This window comes from Bartonella sp. CR127HXZ (assembly GCF_042194555.1).
GTDB classification, from domain to species: Bacteria; Pseudomonadota; Alphaproteobacteria; order Rhizobiales; family Rhizobiaceae; genus Bartonella; species Bartonella grahamii.
In genome coordinates this window covers 80,831-95,303 of the sequence record NZ_JBHIMZ010000005.1, presented here as the reverse complement: position 1 = coordinate 95,303, position 14,473 = coordinate 80,831, and the positions used below count along the sequence as shown (strand labels likewise).

The 14,473-nt window shown below is 37.1% G+C and carries 13 protein-coding genes and 1 other RNA gene; 7 read left to right on the top strand and 7 right to left on the bottom strand.

The features are described from left to right. Nucleotides 1-63: 63 nt before the first annotated feature. The 6 genes from miaA to ACFIKY_RS04375 all read right to left on the bottom strand — a co-directional run bounded on the left by miaA (nucleotide 64) and on the right by ACFIKY_RS04375 (nucleotide 7,032). Complete coding sequence (gene miaA, locus ACFIKY_RS04400; protein WP_375636184.1) at nucleotides 64-936, bottom strand: tRNA (adenosine(37)-N6)-dimethylallyltransferase MiaA; 873 nt, start codon at nucleotides 934-936, stop codon at nucleotides 64-66. A 939-nt stretch (nucleotides 937-1,875) separates the two neighbouring features. Next, the gene (locus tag ACFIKY_RS04395) at nucleotides 1,876-3,402 is read right to left on the bottom strand and encodes a Do family serine endopeptidase (RefSeq protein WP_375636183.1); all 1,527 of its coding nucleotides are present in this window, start codon (nucleotides 3,400-3,402) and stop codon (nucleotides 1,876-1,878) included. A gap of 133 nt (nucleotides 3,403-3,535) precedes the next feature. Further along, nucleotides 3,536-4,471 carry a protease modulator HflC gene (hflC, locus tag ACFIKY_RS04390; RefSeq protein ID WP_375636182.1) on the bottom strand — a complete coding sequence of 312 codons (936 nt, stop codon included), beginning with the start codon at nucleotides 4,469-4,471 and terminating at the stop codon, nucleotides 3,536-3,538. Nucleotides 4,472-4,473: 2 nt separating this feature from the next. Continuing rightward, a complete protein-coding gene (gene hflK / locus ACFIKY_RS04385) occupies nucleotides 4,474-5,619 on the bottom strand; it encodes an FtsH protease activity modulator HflK (protein ID WP_375636181.1) in 1,146 nt (381 codons plus the stop codon). Nucleotides 5,620-5,731: 112 nt separating this feature from the next. After that, entirely contained in the window at nucleotides 5,732-6,241 is a 510-nt protein-coding gene (locus ACFIKY_RS04380) for a dihydrofolate reductase (protein ID WP_375636180.1), read from the bottom strand. Beyond that, on the bottom strand, nucleotides 6,238-7,032 hold the full coding sequence (locus ACFIKY_RS04375) for a thymidylate synthase (protein WP_375661453.1): 795 nt from the start codon (nucleotides 7,030-7,032) through the stop codon (nucleotides 6,238-6,240). Before ACFIKY_RS04375 ends, ACFIKY_RS04380 begins: the two co-directional genes overlap by 4 nt. A 194-nt stretch (nucleotides 7,033-7,226) precedes the next feature. Here ACFIKY_RS04375 and ACFIKY_RS04370 point away from each other — a divergent pair, with 194 nt between their 5' ends. The 3 genes from ACFIKY_RS04370 to ACFIKY_RS04360 all read left to right on the top strand — a co-directional run bounded on the left by ACFIKY_RS04370 (nucleotide 7,227) and on the right by ACFIKY_RS04360 (nucleotide 12,431). Next, nucleotides 7,227-8,534, top strand: a complete 1,308-nt coding sequence (locus ACFIKY_RS04370) for an MFS family transporter (RefSeq protein ID WP_375636179.1) — start codon at nucleotides 7,227-7,229, stop codon at nucleotides 8,532-8,534. A gap of 601 nt (nucleotides 8,535-9,135) precedes the next feature. Then, on the top strand, nucleotides 9,136-10,446 hold the full coding sequence (locus ACFIKY_RS04365) for an MFS family transporter (RefSeq protein WP_375656160.1): 1,311 nt from the start codon (nucleotides 9,136-9,138) through the stop codon (nucleotides 10,444-10,446). Between the two features lie 677 nt (nucleotides 10,447-11,123). Continuing rightward, complete coding sequence (locus ACFIKY_RS04360; protein ID WP_375644774.1) at nucleotides 11,124-12,431, top strand: MFS family transporter; 1,308 nt, start codon at nucleotides 11,124-11,126, stop codon at nucleotides 12,429-12,431. 75 nt (nucleotides 12,432-12,506) lie between these two features. Here ACFIKY_RS04360 and ACFIKY_RS04355 read toward each other — a convergent pair whose 3' ends face one another. Beyond that, entirely contained in the window at nucleotides 12,507-12,812 is a 306-nt protein-coding gene (locus ACFIKY_RS04355; RefSeq protein WP_015856622.1) for a DUF2853 family protein, read from the bottom strand. 97 nt (nucleotides 12,813-12,909) lie between these two features. Here ACFIKY_RS04355 and ssrA point away from each other — a divergent pair. The 4 genes from ssrA to ACFIKY_RS04335 all read left to right on the top strand — a co-directional run bounded on the left by ssrA (nucleotide 12,910) and on the right by ACFIKY_RS04335 (nucleotide 14,462). Then, nucleotides 12,910-13,266: a transfer-messenger RNA gene (ssrA, locus tag ACFIKY_RS04350) on the top strand. Between the two features lie 197 nt (nucleotides 13,267-13,463). Then, entirely contained in the window at nucleotides 13,464-14,009 is a 546-nt protein-coding gene (locus ACFIKY_RS04345; RefSeq protein WP_375661451.1) for an SspB family protein, read from the top strand. A gap of 8 nt (nucleotides 14,010-14,017) precedes the next feature. Further along, entirely contained in the window at nucleotides 14,018-14,200 is a 183-nt protein-coding gene (locus ACFIKY_RS04340) for a DUF4169 family protein (RefSeq protein ID WP_375647248.1), read from the top strand. 10 nt (nucleotides 14,201-14,210) lie between these two features. Continuing rightward, the gene (locus ACFIKY_RS04335; protein ID WP_273788067.1) at nucleotides 14,211-14,462 is read left to right on the top strand and encodes a ribbon-helix-helix domain-containing protein; all 252 of its coding nucleotides are present in this window, start codon (nucleotides 14,211-14,213) and stop codon (nucleotides 14,460-14,462) included. Nucleotides 14,463-14,473 lie beyond the last annotated feature (11 nt).

Sequence of the window (14,473 nt, the reverse complement as noted above, 5' to 3'; positions counted from 1 at the left end):
ATTCTTTTTCACGAATTATCTTTTATCTTTCGAAAGTTTCTTTACAAAGCTCTAGCTCTTTTATCAAAAAGTAAGCATCCATTCTTCATCAAATTGATTACGAAACCATGTCATTTGTCTTTTTGCATATCTCCTCGTTTGTATTTTCACCGCTTCAAGAGCATTCTCAAAGCTTCTATATCCATCCAAATAAGCTATAAATTCAGGTATACCAATAGCCTTCATTGCTGGTAATGAAGGGAAAAGCTTAAGATTCTTCATGATCATCGCCTCTTCTAAAGCTCCTCTTTCAATCATAGAATCCAAACGTTTATGAATACGTTCATAAAGCAGAGGACGTGGTGGCATAAGAAGAATTTTTTCTGCACAATCTGACGAAATCAGAGGAAGCGTTTTTTTCTTCTGCCACCAACTGAGCTTCTTACCAGTTGCCTCATAAACTTCTAAAGCACGAACAATACGTTGACCATCTTGCGAAGAAATTTTCTCAGCAAGAACAGCATCAACTTGCAACAATTGGCGGTAAAGGCTTTCAGCTCCCTCTTTATCAAGCCGAAGTCGCCATTTCTGCCGTACAGCATCTGGAATATGAGGTATTTCCGAAAGCCCTTCTAAAAGAGCACGAAAATAAAGCCCTGTTCCACCAACAAAAATAACCGATCTTAAAGAAAAAGTTGCCAATAGCTTCTCGACATCACACAACCATTGCCCTACTGAATAATTCAAAGTAGGACTCACATAGCCATAGAGATAGTGTGGAACAATCGCAATATCAGCCTCCGTAGGCCGTGCTGTTAAAATATTTAAAACATCATAAACCTGCATTGAATCAGTATTAACGATGAGAGCATTTTTTTCTTGAGCCATTTGTAAAGCAAGCGCTGACTTACCACTTGCAGTAGGCCCCGCTATTAATGTAACTGTTCTCTGTGTCATGAATAGCAATTTCTCCCAATCAATAACTTATTGCAACACACAGCCCCCCCAAAGCCCCTATGAAACTTATAAAAAAAGAAAAAATGGACTTAATAACAACAGCAAAGAAATTTCCAAGCATTTTTGCTATCATAATTCAATAATAAACTACATCCATAATCATTCTGTCCGTTAGTCCATTAAAAATAAACATATTCTTTGTCATCATTTATGAAAATAATACTGAGCTTAACCTATACAATCAGACAGCTTTATTTTTTTCCTATAAAAACAACATGCTACTCCGGTTTATAATAAGAGATTCAGAAATTGTCTTCTTCACGCTCTCTTTTTTATAACTATTTTTTCATCCATCACCAAGAAAGGTATAAATATATATAACTAATTTAGTCTAATATAATTTTTCTCTAGGATAACTTTTTTCAAACTGAAGTGAAAAAAAACGTTCTCTATAGCACACAAAGTACAATCACAAAGTGCTAAAAGTCTCACTAGATAAAACATTCTTTATAATAATAATTGCACCCTTTATTTATAATAGTTGAGCGTTTTGCAATCTGAATAAGAGCTCCCAATATCATAAGATTTTCTCATTTTTATCCTTCTCATAAAGTGCCATATCAATACCATTCACTTGTGCATCAAAAGCAGAGATAAAAATTGACTTAAACACAAGACAGTGATCTCTTATGCAGCATTTCAAAGCCTAGGCTGTTGCAATATTGGGAACTAGCAAATCTATTATGGTACCAACTTATACTTTTATTTAATGCAAAAATAGAACTGCCCAACGGATTTTATGTTATACAATCCATGCTCTTTGTCGTGAAATGAGCTTGAAAAATATTGAACATCACATGGCTGAGCTACAAAATAGCCCATATACCAAGGCTGATAAAAAACAAAAAATTAATTTTTAAGCCTCAATCTATTGGGGTATCAATCCATTAGAAGCGTTACGAACCGTAACTCTCCATCTGGACGCGCTACGATGAATAGAGCATTTTTGCGTCCGGCTTCACGTAATTTATGAATCCGTTTTTTAGCTTCATCGATTGTTGTGATAGCACTCTGATTGATATCAATAATGACTTCACCAACGCGAATACGCTTTTTATCCGCTGCGCTATTTTGTGCAACAGATGTTACCACTAGTCCTCGAAGTTTATCTGAAATTGAATAACGATGACGCAAATCCTCTGTCAATTCAGATAGCGTCATTCCCATAAATTGCATTGTCACGCTTTTCGACAGATCATTATCTTTTTTATCATCAACTTCTTCTTCTATATCTTCATTTGCATCTGTTTCAATCAAACGTCCAAGCTTAACTTTTACTGTTTTTTCTTGTCCATCCCGTAAAACGGTAACATCTACCACTTTTCCTTCCGGACTTTCCGCCACTAAACGCGGCAAATCACGTGCATGCTTAATTTTTGCATTGCCAAAGAAAAGAATAACATCTCCAGTTTGTAACTGGCTATTATCTACATTATTTTCTTCCGTCTGTTCTATTTTACCAGCCACCAATGCTCCTACCGCATTGTCCAATTTTAAACTTTTTGCAATATCCTCAGTCACCGGCTGAATACGAATAGCTAACCAACCACGCCTTATTTCTCCAAAATCACGCAATTGACTAATAACAGAAAGGGCCATATCTGATGGAATAGCAAACCCAATACCGATAGATCCTCCAGAAGGTGAAACAATTGCTGTATTAATGCCAATGACTTCACCATTTCTATCAAATAACGGACCACCAGAATTGCCCCGATTAATTGCTGCATCTGTTTGAATAAAATTATCATAGGGACCAGCATTAAGATCACGGTTACGTGCAGAAATAATACCAACCGTTACACTTCCACCAAAACCATAAGGATTACCAATAGCCATAACCCAGTCACCAATACGTGCTTTTTCTGAGTCACCAAAACGCACAGCTTTTAATTTTTTACGTCCCGCATCCACTTGAAGTAGTGCCAAATCAGTTTTGCTATCCTTGCCAAGAAGCTTCGCCTTGAGTTTTGTACCATCTGTAAAATTAACTTCAATATCATCAGCATCAACAATAACATGATAATTTGTAACAATAATCCCTTTTTGCGCATCAATCACAAAACCAGACCCCAAAGAACGCACCTTTTGAAATTGACTATTTTTTTGACCATCTTTGGGTGTAAAAAAATCATTAAAATATTCCTCCAGCAATGAATCTTTGGGAATAACGGGTACCGAAGTATTTTCATCCTGTTCGGTTCCTTCAACAGTCTGTGCCGTAGAAATATTCACAACCGTCTCCAAAAGCTCAGAAGCTAAATCAGGAACAGAAAGCAATGTCTTGTTTGTCTCTGCGCCCCAAGACAAATTCACTGATCCTGATAAAAACAAAATCACACACAAAACAACTCTTGTGATAAAAGACTTCAAAAACGTATTTCTACTCACGATACTTCTATCCATGACATGCCTTTAACCAAAGCTGCAAAGAGCCTTACTCAACTTATTATGCAAAATCAGTATGGCTTAACACTCTCTTACATGCATCATAAAAAAGCAGCTATAGAGCATACTTCTCATATGAAATAGTATACATCTATTCTCCACCAGACTTTGAATCAGTTTTGCTCAAACTAGGACTCATTGTTGATGAAAGCTTTTTCTTTACTTGCAGGGGATTTTGAAAATAAAAAAAGAAATCCTCATTTGGTGAAATGACCATCGAAACTCTTTCTAAATTCTTATACTGTTCCATCGCTAACCAAAAATCGTAAAAAGATGGATTAGCTTCCCGCGCATTTAATAAAATGCGAATACTTTCGGCTTGTCCTTCACCGCGAGTAATTTCAGCATCACGCTTTGCGGCTGCCACAATTTCCTCATATTCACGATTTGCTTCTGCCACAATACGATCTCGTTCTTGTTGACCACGAGCCCGGATATTTTCCGCAACAGCCTCCCGTTCAGCAGCCATTTGTCGATAAACATCTTCTGAAACAGCATCCGTTAAATCGGTTTTTCGAATACGCACATCAACAATCGTAATACCCAGCGAACCTGCATCTATAGAAAATTGCCGTTGCACCTCAGCCATCATTGCGCCTCGTTCATCCGATAAGGCAGCTTTAAATTCTCGCTTACCATAAACAGCACGCAAAGCGTCAATAAACCGTGGTGCAAGATTTTCACGTGCCGCAATTTGCGGACGCCCTGAAGCAATACGCTGTAAAAACAATTTAGGATCCGTAATACGATAAATAAAGAACGCATCCACTTCGTAATAAGCACCCCCACGAACTTGTACCGATTGCGTAGGAACATCATAACGCAACAAGCGATTATCCACCACAATCATCTTATCCACAAAGGGCATTTTCGAATAAATTCCAGGATTAGACTCGACCTTAACGATTTGACCAAAACGCTTAATTGCCACTTGTTGACGAGGATAGACAATAAAAAGTGACATCCACAAAATGATCAAAAGAAACATTATGGTACTAAAAATAAACAAAAAACGAGACTGCTGCATTATTAGCGTCCTCCAGAAATATGAGCATCCAAGAGCGATGTCGAACGTGCTGATTTCGCTTTTGCTTTTTCTGATAAATTGTTACCCAGCAATTCGTTCAAAGGAAGATAAGGCACTGCTGGAGAATTAATTTGATCAAGAACCAATTTATTTGGTGAAGAGAAAATACGCCCCATCGTTTCCATATAAAGACGATAACGCGCAGCCTCTGGTGATATTGCCGCCTCACGGGCTATAGCCTGAAAACGTTCAGCACGCCCGCGTGCCTCTTCAACCATTTGTGCTTTTTCACCTTTTGCGATTTCCCGTGTACGTGAAGCTTCACCATTTGCTAAACCAATCTTCGTAAAACGCACACGATTTCCTTCTTCAATCATTCGTCCACGTTCCTGCTCTGCCTGCTGAACAGAATTAAACGCAGCAGCAACCTTTGTCGGAGGAGCAGCTTCACTAATCGATACACGGCTTATTTCGACACCGAGTTGATATTTATCGACAGTCAACTGGGTAATCTTTCGCACATCGTTAGCAACTTCCTCTTTTTTATCGCGTAAAACATCATCAACAGGTCTGGAACCAATAACCTCGCGCATTGCACTTTCAGCAACCTGACGAACTGTCCCTTCTTGATCATTCACATTGAATAAAAATTGTCCTGGATGTGAAATGCGATAGTAAACAGAAAAATTGACATTAACAATATTTTGATCACTAGACAGCATCAAACCTTCACTTTGTTGTCTCTGTCCAGTCTGTCCACCAATTGCAATTGTTTTTTCAGTTAAAGGCACTTTCATATAGGTCTCAATTGGCCAAAAGTGAAAATGCAATCCATCCCCGATAATTCCCGCCTTAGGCACACCAAAACGCAATTCCACTGCTTGCTCATTTTGTTGGACGATATAAAGTGATTGATAGAGCAAAAAACACACAGCAAGCAGAAGGAACAAAACAACAATTCCCCCTCTACTAAATTGTTTAAACTGATCCTTCCCTTTACGCAAAATATCATCAAAATTGGGACCATTTCCGCCCCCATTATTGCCACCAGAACCAAAAAGATTCTTAGTCGATGTTTTTTTGTCACCACTGTTCTTGTTTTTATCGCCACTCCACGGGCCACCACCATTTTGATTTGTCCAGGGCATTATCACCTCTTTAACTGACTACCATTCATTCAAATACCAACCATTCAATTGGATCTTATAGGGATTATCTTATCTCATTACAATACAACTGACAGGTTCTTTTCACTTATGATTATTTTCGTTCATAAACCACAAAACGTGTCGGATGACTATCTTTTTCTCCTTTTGGAATATCTTGTGTTTCTACAATAGTCCATTTTTCTTTATCAAAAACAGGAAAAAAACTATCACCTTCTATAGAAGCTAAAACTTCTGTAAGGAATATTTTATCAGCCATATGCAACCCTTGTTGAAAAATTTCACCACCCCCAATAATAAAAACTGCATCTGCACCATTTTGAGAAGCCACACTTTTTGCAATCGAACAGGCTTGCGACAAAGAATGAGCAATAACAGCGCCTTCAGCCGTGAATACACAATTACGGGTAATAACAATATTTGTACGCCCTAGTAAAGGACGCCCAAGAGAATCCCATGTTTTTCGCCCCATAATAATGGGGTTACCAAAAGTCAAAGCTTTAAAGCGTTGCAAATCCGTGGATAAATGCCAAGGCATCGCACCTTCACGACCTATAACACCATTTTCTGCAACAGCTGCAATTAAACAAACTGGAAAAGTCATACTGCTACCGGTGCCTTAATATGTGGCTGCGCTTCATAATTAAGCAATTCAAAATCCTCAAATTTAAAAGAAAAAAGATCTGTTACCACTGAATTTATAAGCATCAACGGCAAAGCATTTGGTATACGAGACAACTGGTATCTTGCCTGTTCAAAATGGTTAGAATAAAGATGAGCGTCACCCAGAGTATGAATAAAGTCTCCTGCTTTAAGTCCACTTACTTGGGCAATCATCATCGTCAACAACGCATACGAAGCAATATTAAACGGAACACCTAAGAAAATATCTGCTGAACGCTGATAAAGCTGACAGGATAGCTTCCCATCAGCAACATAAAATTGAAAAAAACAATGACAAGGAGGCAAAGCCATCTCCTCTATCAGTGCGGGGTTCCAAGCAGATACAATTAAGCGACGAGAATCAGGCGTTTCTTTAATCATCGTCAAAAGATGACTGATTTGATCAATATGCCGTCCATCGGGAGCAGGCCAAGAGCGCCACTGATAACCATAAATAGGACCAAGGTTCCCTTTCTCATCAGCCCACTCATCCCAAATTGACACACCATGTTCCTTCAACCATGCAATATTTGTATCACCTCTCAAAAACCACAAAAGCTCATAAATGATCGAGCGCAAATGCAATTTCTTCGTTGTTAACAGAGGAAAGCCAGCCTGCAAATCAAACCGCATTTGATACCCAAAAATTGATCGTGTCCCCACACCGGTTCGATCTGTACGATCAATGCCGTTATTTAAAACATGCGATAAAAGATCAAGATAGATTTTCATATAAATATTATGGTTGATTCTTAACGTTACAGAAAATATAAACTTCAAAATTTATAAAAATACAATTCAAAAAAATCCTCCTCCCAAACATCTTTTATAGGAAATCATTATTATACGATTGCATTTTGATGAATCAAATCGTAAATAAATTTTAAAAGAAACAAGTTAGGTATGATCATAAAAGGGATAAATTTATGGAGAATGAACCAACTTTAGCACCACATGATACAAGAAAACGTATCTGGGCTATCGTGTCCAGTGCATCAGGTAATCTAGTAGAATGGTATGACTTTTATGTTTATTCCTTTACATCCATTTACTTTGCATCACAATTTTTTCCCTCAGAAGGCAATGTCGTTACGCAACTTTTAATGGCTGCTGGTGTCTTTGCTATTGGTTTTCTTATGCGCCCAATCGGCGGATGGCTTTTTGGCTTCATTGCCGATCGTTACGGACGCAAACGCTCAATGCTTATCTCTGTTTTTATGATGTGTGGTGGTTCGTTCTTAATCGCCCTACTTCCTACCTATGAAACCATTGGAGTAGCAGCAGGAATTCTTTTACTTTTACTCAGAATGCTTCAGGGACTTTCTGTCGGTGGTGAATATGGTACAACAGCAACTTATATGAGCGAAATCGCCCTCAAAAATCGCCGAGGATTTTTTAGCTCTTTCCAATACACCACACTGATTGGTGGTCAGCTTCTAGCCAGTCTTGTTATATTCATTTTAGCGCTTTATCTCACTGAAGATCAGCTAAAAGCATGGGGTTGGCGTATTCCATTTGCCATTGGTGGACTAGGAGCAATTGTTGCGATTTATCTACGCCGCACGCTCCATGAGACAACGACCAAAGAAAGTCGTTCTAGTGCACAAGCTGGTAGTATTAGAGGACTTCTAAGCAACCACCGAAAAGCTTTTTTTCTAGTTATCGGCTTTACCGCTGGAGGATCGCTCACATTCTACACCTATACGACTTACATGCAGAAATATCTGATTACAACCACCGGCTTTGATAAACATACAGCCACAACTGTGATGACTGCTGCACTCTTTGTTTTCATGTTACTTCAACCTGCATTTGGTTTTATGGCTGATAAAATTGGAACAAGAACTTCACTCCTTATTTGGAGTGTCTTATCCATTATCTTTACCATTCCTGGACTTAATGTGATTGGTAGTACTGATAATACATGGATTGCTTTATCAGTCATTATTGGAATGCTCTGCATTATGAGCTTTTACACGTCCATCTCTGGCATTGTAAAATCAGAAATGTTTCCCGCTTCAGTACGAGCAATAGGAGTTGGGCTCTCTTATGCTATTGCCAACGCACTGTTTGGCGGTTCTGCTGAATATGTCGCGCTTGGATTAAAAGATCTTGGATATGAATCTGTCTTCTATTTTTATATAACTGGCATGATGATTATTGCATTCATTTCTGTTCTCTTAATGCCCGATGCCCGGAAAGAGGGTTATCTTCAAGGTGATAGTATCCATTAAATTTTCTAAACTAAATCAAGAATCCCGATTTTTCGGGCTTCTTGATTATGATAATACTGTAAAATCAATATTTACAACTTATTATAGACACGCCTTTCATAGCATAAACATCTCTCGTATCATAAAGAAGCGGTATCCTCTTCTTTGATATAAACCATGATGAATAAATTATCCCACATCATAACCGTATATTTTTCATGATCCCAATAAATCCAGTATACTTAGCTTTAAAAACATCAGATCTGTTTTAATTAAGGTCCTCTTTTCTTTATCAAAAATAAGCAAAACATCGTTTCCTTATTTGTCTAATAATGGAAATTAAACCGCATCTATTATCACCAATCAATCCTCTCTCAACACCCCTTTCTGATCTGAATAATCAATGATACCGTTAAAGATACAATAAAAATCAAAACATACCTTCCTATAAATATGAGCACCGTTTTGTTCTATGACAAAAAAAACTGCAAACATCATAAAAATAAGCTGTTTCCCCCCCCTTTTTTTTAAGAAACATCGCAATATAATTGAATTTTTATGGCTTAAACTGTAAACAACCTTAAAGAGAAGAAAAGTTATCGATCTAAAAGGGGAATACTTCATGAATAATCAAACAACTTTAGATCCACATGATACAAGGAAACGTATCTTCGCTATCATATCCAGTGCATCAGGGAATCTAGTAGAATGGTACGACTTTTATGCTTACTCCTTTGCATCGGTTTATTTTGCATCACAATTTTTTCCTGAAGATGAAGATATCGTTACACAACTGTTAAAAACTGCAGGAATCTTTTTTATTGGCTTTCTTATGCGTCCAATTGGAGCATGGCTCTTTGGATTCATTGCGGATCGTTATGGACGTAAACGCTCAATGCTTATTTCTGTTTTTATGATGTGTGGGGGCTCTTTTCTCATTGCCATACTTCCCACTTATAAAACCTTGGGAATAACAGCAGCATTTCTCCTCCTTTTAGTCCGCATGTTTCAAGGACTTTCCGTTGGCGGTGAATATGGTACAGCAGCAACTTATATGAGCGAAGTTGCACCAAAAAATCGTCGTGGTCTCTTTGCTTCTTTTCAATATGCAACAACGATCACAGGTCAACTTCTCGCAAGTTTTATAATATTTATTTTATCCCTTTACCTTACTGAAGATCAGTTAAAAGCATGGGGCTGGCGTATTCCTTTTGTCATTGGTGGCTTTGGAGCAATTGTTGCAATTTATCTGCGTAGTTTGCTCCATGAAACAACAACCCACAAAAGCCGCTCTGAACAACATGCTGGTAGTCTTAGAGAACTTTTTCGCAATCATAAAAAAGCTTTCTTTTTGGTTGTTGGCTTTACAGCTGGTGGATCACTCACATTTTATACATACACCACTTATATGCAAAAATATCTGATCACAACCACGGGTTTTGATAAACAAACCGCAACAACGATAATGACTGCCGCCCTCTTTATTTTTGTGCTACTCCAACCCCTTTTTGGTTTCATAGCCGATAAAATTGGAGCAAGAGCTTCACTCATTAGTTGGAGTACCTTATCCATTATCTGCACCATTCCTGTACTTAAAATGATTGGGAATGCCCATAATGCATGGGCAGCACTCTTAATCATCATTGGAATACTCTGTGTTATGAGTTTTTATACGTCCATTGCTGGTATCATAAAAGCAGAATTGTTCCCAGCCTCAATCCGCGCAATTGGTGTTGGATTTGCTTTTGCCATTGGGAATGCACTATTTGGCGGTTCTGCTGAATATGTAGCGCTTGGATTAAAAAATATGGGATACGAATCTGTTTTCTTTTTTTACATAGTTGGTATGATGGTCATTGCACTCATCTCTATTCTCCTTATGCCCGATATAGATAAAGGAGGATATCTCGATAAAGACGATAAACTTCATTAAACTTATTTTTCGGAAAAAAAGCCCAAGAAAATGGGCTTTTTTTATCATTATTTACACAAATAACTTAATTTTTATTTATGAAACCCATTTCATTATCTTACTCTCAATAATGGAAAGTCATCGAATATTTTCTATGACATACAGATATTACTTCCATAACGTATTGATTTGTAATGGTTGTTTATCATTTTGTATCTCAATTGAGAAACCCAAATACCATAAGATTTTTTCATTTCTACCCTTTTATATCTCGTCCTCATAACGATACCTCTTGCAACTCAGAAACAGAGTTAATGCTATGAATAAAATTATTTAATAAAAGAATAAAACAGCATTTTACAAAATATTTAAATTACAAAAAATGTATAAATCTATTGATGTAATTTACATTTAACAAATTTTCATGAACTTAAAGGTATTTAAATATAATAAAAACTTACTTAATTCTTATAAAGAATAATATTATATTTAATTATAAATTTATTAAAACGATTTTTATTATTTATATTAATTAATAAAACTATTTATACTATATAATAAATAATTTAAAATTGCAAAAGTATTTTATTTTAAATATTTTTCATAAAAATAATCATTTATACAATTGAATTTTTCTGGAAATCATAAACAATTATGGTTAGAAAATATCAACTATAAATTTAAAAGGGGAGCACTTCATGAAAAATGAAACAACTTTAGTACAACATGATACAAGAAAACGTATCTTCGCTATCATATCTAGCGCATCAGGGAATCTAGTAGAGTGGTATGATTTTTACGTTTACTCATTTGCTTCTATTTACTTTGCACCACAATTTTTCCCTTCAGATGGCGATGTTGTTACCCAATTTTTTAAAACTGCAGGAATCTTCTTTATTGGTTTTCTTATGCGCCCAATTGGAAGTTGGCTTTTTGGCTTTATTGCTGATCGTTATGGACGAAAAAACTCGATGCTCATATCTATTCTTATGATGTGTGGGGGCTCTTTTCTCATTGCCATACTTCCCACTTATGAAACTTTAGGGAGAACTGCAGCAATTCTTCTTCTCCTAATCCGTATGATGCAGGGACTTTCAGCAGGTGGTGAATATGGTACAGCTGCAACTTATATAAGCGAAGTTTCCCTTAAAAAACACCGCGGTCTCTTCGCTTCTTTCCAATCTGGTACGCTTATTACTGGTCAACTTTTAGCCAGTTTTATTATATTTATTCTGGCACTTTATCTAACGGAAGACCAATTAAGAACATGGGGCTGGCGTATTCCATTTGCTATTGGTGGATTGGGAGCATTCGTCGTACTTTATCTACGTCGTTCACTTCATGAAACAACCACCAAAGAAAGCCGCTCTCAAAAACACACTGGGAGTCTTAAAGAGCTTCTAAGCAAACACACAAAAGCATTTTTTGTGATTGTTCTCTTCGCCTCTGGAGGATCTCTCACATTTTACACTTGTACGACTTATATGCAGAAATATCTGATCACAACTACCGGTTTTGATAAACATACCGCTACAACTGTAATGACCGCGGCACTCTTTATTTTCATATTACTCCAACCCATATTTGGTATCCTAGCTGATAAAATTGGGACAAGAACTTTACTTATCCTTTGGAGTGCACTCTCTACTCTCTTTACAATTCCTGGACTTCTTATAATCGGTCACGCACATAATCCATGGATTGCGCTATCAGCCATTATTGGAATACTCTGTATTATGAGCATGTATACATCCATCTCTGGTGTCGTAAAATCAGCAATGTTTCCCTCTTCAGTACGAGCACTGGGAGTTGGTCTCTCTCATGCTATTGGCAATGCATTATTTGGTGGTTCTGCCGAATACGTAGCACTTGGATTAAAAAATATAGGACATGAATCACTGTTTTATTTTTACGTAATCGGCGTAATGATCATTGCATTCATTGCCACCCTCTTTATACCGGATATGAGCAAAGGAGGATATCTTCAAGAAAACGAAACCGATTAAACCTTCGATGCTAAACAAAAAAGCCCAAAGAATTTTGGGCTTTTTTTATTGAGCAAAATTGAATTTTAAAATTGTTTAAATTTTATCAAGTGCGTTTAATTGTTTGGCTACCAAATAATAGAAAGTCATACGACTTTTTCTGCGATCTCCAGACATCATTTCTGCAACTTTTGACACAGCCATTTTAGCCCTCTGCTCATCCGCGCCTAATACATCTTGAACCCATTTTTCAACGCGTTCTAACTCTTTTGGATCCGATGTAGCAACAAGCGCTGCATCCTGCTTTTTCATCACCAAAGCTAAACGACGGCTAAGCCGTTCTACTGCTGCTTCATCGGGGTTTGAATCATATAGTTTAATATCTGCTAGATTATTGGTCATTTTGCATCATCTCCTCTCCAAAAATGAGCGGCCTATACTTTACAGCCGCATCATATAGCTCCATAAATAATTAGAGGATTAAAAATATTAACAACCCCCCCTTTTCCTAAGACTGTTCTTCATCTATATTTAAGGAGCTGGTTTACCAGCTATGGTAATAAATGGACAATGAAATAAACTCATTGGACCCGGGGGCAGTACCCGGCGCCTCCACCAAAATATAAGAGACCAAAGTTATATTTTGGTGGGGGCGAAATAGGATCGACAAGGGCGTAAAGATTGCTCTTTTACTCGGCATAGTACCACCGTTATCGGACTAAATGAGTAGTTGCAAATGACAACTATGCGGAAGCACGTCTCGCTGCTTAATGCAGTGCGAATGTTTCAATTTAAGTCTTAAACCGTCGCAGGTTTAAGCGGGGTTCGGAGGCACCTGGCAACAGAAGCCTTCACTTTTTTAAATGTTATTGATTGATCTTTCAGACATTATCAGACATTATTCACCATAGAGTTTCGTTTTTATTCGATTTATTGAGGTGCATCGTAGACAAAATACTGCTAATTTTAAAATATATTCTATCACACAATATCAATACGCCCCATTATCAATACGCTCCATTCTGCTACGTGAAATAAAAGGAATAAACTTCGATGGTTAAAGATCAAATCCGTTACGATATTCTCGTTCAGGATGCGCTTCGTGGAGTTATCCGTAAAGTTTTATCGGAAGTTAGCAAAGCAGGTCTTCCGGGAAATCATCATTTTTTTATAACTTTTTTGACGAATACCCCAGGTGTTAAAATTTCTCCTCGGCTAAAAAATCGCTATCCTGAGCAAATGACAATCGTCTTACAACATCAGTTTAGAGATCTCAGTGTTTCAGAAACAGCTTTCGAAGTAACCCTCTCCTTCAGGGAAATAACCGAAAAGCTCGTAATTCCTTTTACTTCCATTCAGGTCTTTTATGATCCTGTAGCAGCATTTGAAGCAGCATTTGATCTACCCTCAAATCTTACCTCTGGAGAAAGTGAAAATTCAGAAAATACCTCAACTACGCCCATTACCTTATCAAACACACAAAAAAAAGAAAATACGCTTACAAAAGAACAAAATTTCAGTACAAATAAAGAATCTTCAAATAACGATACAAAACAAAGTGCTGATGTTGTCTCTTTAGATTCTTTTCGGAAAAAATAATTTTTCTCATGACTGAATTGATTAATCTTCGCCAATTTCGAAAACAAAAAAAACGTACAGAAAAATCTCTTCGTGCTGAGCAAAATCGTTATCGTTTTGGACGAACAAAAACTGAAAAAATTTTTGAGCAACAAAAATCTTTAAAAACGCAAAAATTTCTTGATCAAAATCGTTTACGAAACGACGAATAAAGGTGGAAAAATGCACGAAAATAATTCTATCGATTGGTCAAAAGTCATTCCACGAAAAATATCTGTTCGCGTTGATGGGCACGCAACAAGCGTCTCTTTAGAACCGCCATTTTTAGATATTCTAAAAGATATAGCCCGCAAAAAAGGACAATCTTTAGCCTTTATTATCACTGATATTGATAGCAAAAGACCACAACAAGTCAATCTTTCGGCTTCTTTACGCGTTTATGCCCTTCAAAGCGTTCTCACCCAACGCCTTTAATGTTTATGCTT

Coding starts and splice junctions, on each gene's coding strand:
- miaA (WP_375636184.1), bottom strand. CDS start 936: ATGACACAGAGAACAGTTACATTAATAGCGGGGCCTACTGCAAGTGGT.
- ACFIKY_RS04395 (WP_375636183.1), bottom strand. CDS start 3,402: ATGGATAGAAGTATCGTGAGTAGAAATACGTTTTTGAAGTCTTTTATC.
- hflC (WP_375636182.1), bottom strand. CDS start 4,471: ATGCAGCAGTCTCGTTTTTTGTTTATTTTTAGTACCATAATGTTTCTT.
- hflK (WP_375636181.1), bottom strand. CDS start 5,619: ATGCCCTGGACAAATCAAAATGGTGGTGGCCCGTGGAGTGGCGATAAA.
- ACFIKY_RS04380 (WP_375636180.1), bottom strand. CDS start 6,241: ATGACTTTTCCAGTTTGTTTAATTGCAGCTGTTGCAGAAAATGGTGTT.
- ACFIKY_RS04375 (WP_375661453.1), bottom strand. CDS start 7,032: ATGAAAATCTATCTTGATCTTTTATCGCATGTTTTAAATAACGGCATT.
- ACFIKY_RS04370 (WP_375636179.1), top strand. CDS start 7,227: ATGGAGAATGAACCAACTTTAGCACCACATGATACAAGAAAACGTATC.
- ACFIKY_RS04365 (WP_375656160.1), top strand. CDS start 9,136: ATGAATAATCAAACAACTTTAGATCCACATGATACAAGGAAACGTATC.
- ACFIKY_RS04360 (WP_375644774.1), top strand. CDS start 11,124: ATGAAAAATGAAACAACTTTAGTACAACATGATACAAGAAAACGTATC.
- ACFIKY_RS04355 (WP_015856622.1), bottom strand. CDS start 12,812: ATGACCAATAATCTAGCAGATATTAAACTATATGATTCAAACCCCGAT.
- ACFIKY_RS04345 (WP_375661451.1), top strand. CDS start 13,464: ATGGTTAAAGATCAAATCCGTTACGATATTCTCGTTCAGGATGCGCTT.
- ACFIKY_RS04340 (WP_375647248.1), top strand. CDS start 14,018: ATGACTGAATTGATTAATCTTCGCCAATTTCGAAAACAAAAAAAACGT.
- ACFIKY_RS04335 (WP_273788067.1), top strand. CDS start 14,211: ATGCACGAAAATAATTCTATCGATTGGTCAAAAGTCATTCCACGAAAA.